The 1,249-nt window shown below is 48.6% G+C and carries 1 protein-coding gene; it reads left to right on the top strand.

Going from position 1 to position 1,249, the window contains the following annotated elements:
- A partial coding sequence (locus BM283_RS17775; protein WP_139225354.1) for an IS1380 family transposase occupies window positions 1–1,195 on the top strand: 1,195 nt, incomplete at its 5' end.
- Window positions 1,196–1,249: the final 54 nt, after the last annotated feature.

The following is a 1,249-nucleotide window of genomic DNA, read 5'->3' as shown; positions in this document are numbered from 1 at the left end:
GCATGATAGGTTGGCACTATTGCGCCAACGGGTTTATGCATTGGCATGTGGTTATGAAGACCTCAATGATCATCAGCCATTACGCCATGATTTAGCGATTCAATCAGCGGTTGAACGCGAAGAGGTATTAGCGAGCAGTTCCACTTTGTGCCACTGGCAGAATCAGGCGAATCGACCAACGGCCTGGCCTATTCATCAAGTGATGATAGAGCGATTTATGGCTTCATTCGAACAAGCGCCTAAAGAACTGATCCTAGATTTTGGTGCCACCGATGATGTAGTCCATGGCAAACAGGAGGGCCGCTTCTTTCATGGCTACCATGACCATTACTGCTTTTTACCCCTGTATGTGTTCTGCCAGGATCAACTGCTGGTAAGCTACCTGCGGCCAAGCAATATTGAGGGGGCAAAACATGCCTGGGCTATCCTGTCATTGCTGGTAAAACGGTTCAGGCAAAGTTGGCCTGCAGTTCGTATCATTTTTCGTGGTGACAGTGGTTTTTGCCGCCGCAGAATGTTGATAGGGTGTGAGCGTCATGAGGTGGGGTATATCGTAGGTATTGCCCAAAATAAGCGACTGAATGAGATCAGCGCGCAGTGGCAGCAAACGGCAGAGAAGCAGTATGCCGCATCCGGTGGGAAAGTGCGGTGGTTTAACGAATTTCAATACGCTGCCAGGAGCTGGAAGCGGCTGCGGCGTATTATCGTTAAAATGGAATATACTGAGAAAGACAGTAATCCTCGTTATGTGGTCACCCATCTGACCGGTAAACCGCAGTTCCTTTACGAGAAACTTTACTGTGCCCGCGGGGAAATGGAAAACCGCATCAAGGAACAACAGCTTGACCTGTTTGCAGATCGCACCCGTTGTCATCATTGGTGGTCAAATCAATTTCGTCTGCTCCTGTCCTCGCTAGCTTATATCCTGCTGGAAACCATCCGGCGCATTGCATTGCAAGGAACAGAACTGGCTCAAGCCTATGTGAGCACATTACGCCTCAAACTAATCAAAATCGGTGCCGTCATCCTACGTCATACTCGCCGTATTCGCTTTTTACTGGCAAGCAGCTGTCCCTACCAGAAACCGTTCTTCCTAGTCGCAGCTAGACTGACTTCGGGATCATTCATTTCCAGGATTAGGCACTGCCGTTTACCGCATAAAATAGCGATGGGGTGGATGGGCTATGCCTATTAACTGAAGAAATCCCCACTTTTTGCCATAACTCCACCAGAAAACACAAAAAAGCTT

It is taken from the genome of Nitrosomonas sp. Nm34, from assembly GCF_900113925.1.
In the GTDB taxonomy this organism is placed as follows: Bacteria; Pseudomonadota; Gammaproteobacteria; order Burkholderiales; family Nitrosomonadaceae; genus Nitrosomonas.
This window is presented reverse-complemented; position numbering and strand designations above follow the sequence as displayed.